This window comes from Candidatus Soleaferrea massiliensis AP7, assembly GCF_000820765.1.
Lineage (GTDB): Bacteria > Bacillota > Clostridia > Oscillospirales > Ruminococcaceae > Soleaferrea > Soleaferrea massiliensis.
In genome coordinates this window covers 1-5,408 of the sequence record NZ_CCYH01000050.1, presented here as the reverse complement: position 1 = coordinate 5,408, position 5,408 = coordinate 1, and the positions used below count along the sequence as shown (strand labels likewise).

General features: G+C 50.0%; 3 tRNA genes and 3 rRNA genes. All 6 read right to left on the bottom strand.

Going from position 1 to position 5,408, the window contains the following annotated elements:
- Positions 1–4: 4 nt before the first annotated feature.
- A 5S ribosomal RNA gene (gene rrf, locus BN348_RS12725) occupies positions 5–121 on the bottom strand.
- 52 nt (positions 122–173) lie between these two features.
- Positions 174–249: transfer RNA gene (locus BN348_RS12720), tRNA-Lys, on the bottom strand.
- Between the two features lie 63 nt (positions 250–312).
- Positions 313–3,153 (bottom strand): 23S ribosomal RNA (locus BN348_RS12715).
- 165 nt (positions 3,154–3,318) lie between these two features.
- Positions 3,319–3,395 (bottom strand) — tRNA-Ile (locus BN348_RS12710).
- 49 nt (positions 3,396–3,444) lie between these two features.
- A tRNA-Ala gene (locus tag BN348_RS12705) sits at positions 3,445–3,520 on the bottom strand.
- A 155-nt stretch (positions 3,521–3,675) separates the two neighbouring features.
- Positions 3,676–5,223, bottom strand: a 16S ribosomal RNA gene (locus BN348_RS12700).
- Together the 16S, 23S and 5S rRNA genes with 3 tRNA genes alongside form the textbook arrangement of a ribosomal RNA operon.
- Positions 5,224–5,408 lie beyond the last annotated feature (185 nt).

Here is a 5,408-nt window from a genome sequence, read left to right as displayed (position 1 = left end):
AAAGTGCCGGCGAAGACCTATTTTCCCGGGCAGTCACCCGCCAAGTATCTTCGGCATAAATGAGCTTAACTACTGTGTTCGGTATGGGAACAGGTGGATCCTCATCATAATAAACACCGGCTGTATTCAGTTGTTGAGAGAGATGATATATACACATCCCAAAGGAAAGGTTCTGGTGCACCATCAGGGACTCGAACCCGGGACCCACTGATTAAGAGTCAGTTGCTCTACCAGCTGAGCTAATGGTGCATATATCCACATACCCTCAAAATTGAACAATGTCTTACTGCGTCGCCTTTTACCAATTGCATCTTGGTCAAGCCCTCGACCGATTAGTATTCCCTGGCTGAATGCATCGCTGCACTTACACCTGGAACCTATCAACCTTGTAGTCTTCAAGGGGTCTTACCTGATTAACTCAGTGGGATATCTTATCTTAAGGTCTGTTTCACGCTTAGATGCCTTCAGCGTTTATCAGTTCCGCACATAGCTGCCCAGCTGTGCCACTGGCGTGACAACTGGTGCACCAGAGGTGCGTCCATCCCGGTCCTCTCGTACTAGGGACAGCTCCCTTCAAATATCCTGCGCCCACGACAGATAGGGACCGAACTGTCTCACGACGTTCTGAACCCAGCTCGCGTACCGCTTTAATTGGCGAACAGCCAAACCCTTGGGACCGAATTCAGCCCCAGGATGCGATGAGCCGACATCGAGGTGCCAAACCTCCCCGACGATGTGGACTCTTGGGGGAGATCAGCCTGTTATCCCCAGGGTAGCTTTTATCCGTTGAGCGATGGCATTTCCACTCACATACCACCGGATCACTAACTCCAACTTTCGTTACTGCTCGACCCGTCAGTCTCGCAGTTAGGCTAGCTTATGCGTTTACACTCAAAAGCACGGTTTCCGTCCGTGCTGAGCTAACCTTTGAGCGCCTCCGTTACTCTTTCGGAGGCGACCGCCCCAGTCAAACTGCCCACCTAACAATGTCCCCCGACCGGTTTCACGGCCGCAGGTTAGAATTTCAGCACTCCAAGAGTGGTATCCCAAGGGCGACTCCACTACCACTGGCGTGATAGCTTCTCAGTCTCCCACCTATCCTGTACATGAAATACCGAAATCCAATATTAGGCTACAGTAAAGCTCCATGGGGTCTTTCCGTCTTGTCGCGGGTAACCGGCATCTTTACCGGTACTACAATTTCGCCGGGCGGGCTGTTGAGACAGTGTCCAGATCGTTACACCATTCGTGCGGGTCAGAACTTACCTGACAAGGAATTTCGCTACCTTAGGACCGTTATAGTTACGGCCGCCGTTTACTGGGGCTTCAATTCAATGCTCTCACATCTCCTCTTAACCTTCCAGCACCGGGCAGGTGTCAGCCCCTATACTTCATCTTTCGATTTAGCAGAGACCTGTGTTTTTGCTAAACAGTCGCCTGGACCTATTCTCTGCGGCTCATATTCCTATGAGCACCCCTTCTCCCTAAGTTACGGGGTCAACTTGCCGAGTTCCTTAACAACCCTTCTCCCGTTGGCCTTAGAATTCTCTTCCCGTCTACCTGTGTCGGTTTGCGGTACGGGCACCTAAGATATTCACAAAGCTTTTCTCGCCTGAATTCCATCACACTTCCCTACTTAATTTCGGTCCCTTACGCCCGGGTCTACCATCGCCCGGGTTGCAACTTCTTCCAGTGTCCCTTTGCTTAAATCTTTTGGTGGCTACGGAATCTCTACCGTATGTGCATCGGCTACGCCTTTCGGCCTCACCTTAGCTCCCGGCTAACTTGGAGCGGACGAACCTTCCTCCAAAAACCTTAGACTTTCGGCCATTATGATTCTCACATAATTCTCGCTACTCATTCCGGCATTCTCACTTGTATGAAGTCCACCGCCGCTTACGCTACGACTTCACCCCTCATACAACGCTCCCCTACCACATATACTAAAAGTATATATCCCAAGCTTCGGTATGAATTTTAGCCCCGTTACATTTTCGGCGCAGGGTCACTCGACCAGTGAGCTATTACGCACTCTTTAAATGTATGGCTGCTTCTAAGCCAACATCCTGGTTGTTTTCGCAACCCCACATCCTTCTCCACTTAAATCCATTTTGGGACCTTAGCTGTGGGTCTGGGCTGTTTCCCTTTCGACTACGAAACTTATCTCACGTAGTCTGACTCCCATACATCAATTATCCGGCATTCTGAGTTTGATAAGGTTCGGTACCCTTTCGGGCCCTAGCCTATTCAGTGCTTTACCTCCGGTAATCTAATATGAGGCTAGCCCTAAAGCTATTTCGGGGAGAACCAGCTATATCCGGGTTCGATTGGAATTTCTCCGCTATCCACACCTCATCCGCCGCCTTTTCAACGGAGGTCGGTTCGGTCCTCCATGGAGTTTTACCTCCACTTCAACCTGGACATGGATAGGTCACCCGGTTTCGGGCCCTATGCATGCAACTTGACGCCCTATTCAGACTCGGTTTCCCTTCGGCTTCGTACCTCAAGTACTTAACCTTGCTACATACATACGCTCGCCGGACCGTTCTACAAAAAGTACCTTATCACACATTGATGTGCTCTAAGTGCTTGTAGGCTCAGGGTTTCAGGTTCTATTTCACTCCCCTCCCGGGGTGCTTTTCACCTTTCCTTCACAGTACTATTCTCTATCGGTCACTGGGTAGTGTTTAGGCTTGGAGGGTGGTCCCCCCGGCTTCCCACGGGATTCCTCGTGTCCCGCGGTACTCTGGATACAGCCTGCTGTCTCAGCTTTTCACTTACGAGACTCTCACTCTCTTCGGTTGGCCTTCCCAGACCATTCAGCTAAACTTTGACAATGCATTATGCTGTCCGCAACCCCGGACATATTTCTACATCCGGTTTGGCCTATTCCGCGTTCGCTCGCCACTACTTGCGGAATCTCGGTTGATTTCTTTTCCTCGCCCTACTTAGATGTTTCAGTTCAGGCGGTTCCCCTCATATACCTATGTATTCAGTATATGATACATGGACATGACTCCATGTGGATTGCTCCATTCAGATATTCCCGGATCGTAGCTCGTTTGCAGCTCCCCGAGACTTTTCGCAGCTTACCACGTCTTTCATCGGCTCCCAGTGCCAAGGCATTCGCCCTGTGCCCTTTCTAGCTTGACCATTATGCTTTTTGGTTCTCTTTCGAAATGAGTTATTGTTACATTTCTACTTCGGCATGATTGTAGTTTTTGTTACCCTTTATTAAAAAAAGTATCTTCTACTTCTCATTCGCAGTTTTTCATTGTTCAATTTTCAAGGTACATTCTTACACACATCTCTGTGTGCTGGTGGGCTCAAGTGGACTCGAACCACCGACCTCACGCTTATCAGGCGTGCGCTCTAACCACCTGAGCTATGAGCCCATAACAGTTATTTCCGTCGGGTGTTCTTTCTCTCCGCCTTCAAGAATGATGGTGGAGATGAGGAGGATCGAACTCCTGACCCCCTGCTTGCAGGGCAGGTGCTCTCCCAGCTGAGCTACACCCCCAACTCTCTTCCTCTCAAGGCTGCTTTCGCCCTTTTGAAAGCCTTTTTACAGACCTTCAAAATTAAACAACATTACTTCGTTTCGAATTCTTTTCCTTCTCCCGATCCCCTGACCTTCGAAACTCCGGTATGATCTCTCATTCCATTGCTCCTTAGAAAGGAGGTGATCCAGCCGCACCTTCCGATACGGCTACCTTGTTACGACTTCACCCTAATCATCAATCCCACCTTCGGCAGCGCCCTCCTTGCGGTTAGGCTACTGACTTCGGGTGTTACCGACTCTCATGGTGTGACGGGCGGTGTGTACAAGACCCGGGAACGTATTCACCGCGGCATGCTGATCCGCGATTACTAGCAATTCCAACTTCACGTAGGCGGGTTGCAGCCTACGATCCGAACTGGGATGTCTTTTAGGGGTTTGCTCCACTTCACAGTTTTGCTTCCCTCTGTTGAACACCATTGTAGTACGTGTGTGGCCCAGGTCATAAGGGGCATGATGATTTGACGTCATCCCCACCTTCCTCCGTTTTGTCAACGGCAGTCCCATTAGAGTGCTCTTGCGTAGCAACTAATAGTAAGGGTTGCGCTCGTTGCGGGACTTAACCCAACATCTCACGACACGAGCTGACGACAACCATGCACCACCTGTCTCAACTTTCCCCGAAGGGCACCTAACGCATCTCTGCCTCGTTAGTTGGATGTCAAGACCTGGTAAGGTTCTTCGCGTTGCTTCGAATTAAACCACATACTCCACTGCTTGTGCGGGTCCCCGTCAATTCCTTTGAGTTTCAACCTTGCGGTCGTACTCCCCAGGTGGATTACTTATTGTGTTAACTCCGGCACGGAAGGGGTCAGACCCCCCACACCTAGTAATCATCGTTTACAGCGTGGACTACCAGGGTATCTAATCCTGTTTGCTCCCCACGCTTTCGAGCCTCAGCGTCAGTAAAAGCCCAGCAGGCCGCCTTCGCCACTGGTGTTCCTCCTAATATCTACGCATTTCACCGCTACACTAGGAATTCCGCCTGCCTCTACTTCACTCAAGAAATACAGTTTTGAACGCAGCTACCGGTTGAGCCGGTAGATTTAACATTCAACTTGCATTCCCGCCTACGCTCCCTTTACACCCAGTAATTCCGGACAACGCTTGCCACCTACGTATTACCGCGGCTGCTGGCACGTAGTTAGCCGTGGCTTCCTCCTATGCTACCGTCATTATCGTCACATAAGACAGAGGTTTACAATCCGAAAACCGTCTTCCCTCACGCGGCGTCGCTGCATCAGGCTTTCGCCCATTGTGCAATATTCCCCACTGCTGCCTCCCGTAGGAGTCTGGGCCGTGTCTCAGTCCCAATGTGGCCGTTCAACCTCTCAGTCCGGCTACCGATCGTCGGCTTGGTGTGCCGTTACCACTCCAACTACCTAATCGGCCGCGAGCCCATCTTTCAGCGGATTGCTCCTTTGATAATCAGATGATGCCATCCAATTATATCATGCGGTATTAGCGTTCGTTTCCAAACGTTATCCCCCTCTGAAAGGTAGGTTGCTCACGTGTTACTCACCCGTCCGCCACTAGGTTATTCCCAACACTCAATCAGCAATCTACCGATTACCCACTGAGTGTCAGAAACAACCCCGTTCGACTTGCATGTGTTAAGCGCGCCGCCAGCGTTCGTCCTGAGCCAGGATCAAACTCTTAATTATATGCTATTAAATCATCCCTTTACCTCTCGGCAAAGACATGCTCTAACCTAATTAATCGTAAGTCCAAAACCTTAGACAAAGCTTAGCTATGCTATTCTTCGTTCGTTCTGAATTACTTTCTTCTTAAAGAATCGAAAGGGTTTTAATTCTCAACTTTTTCATGTTGTTTAATTTTCAAGGTCCGC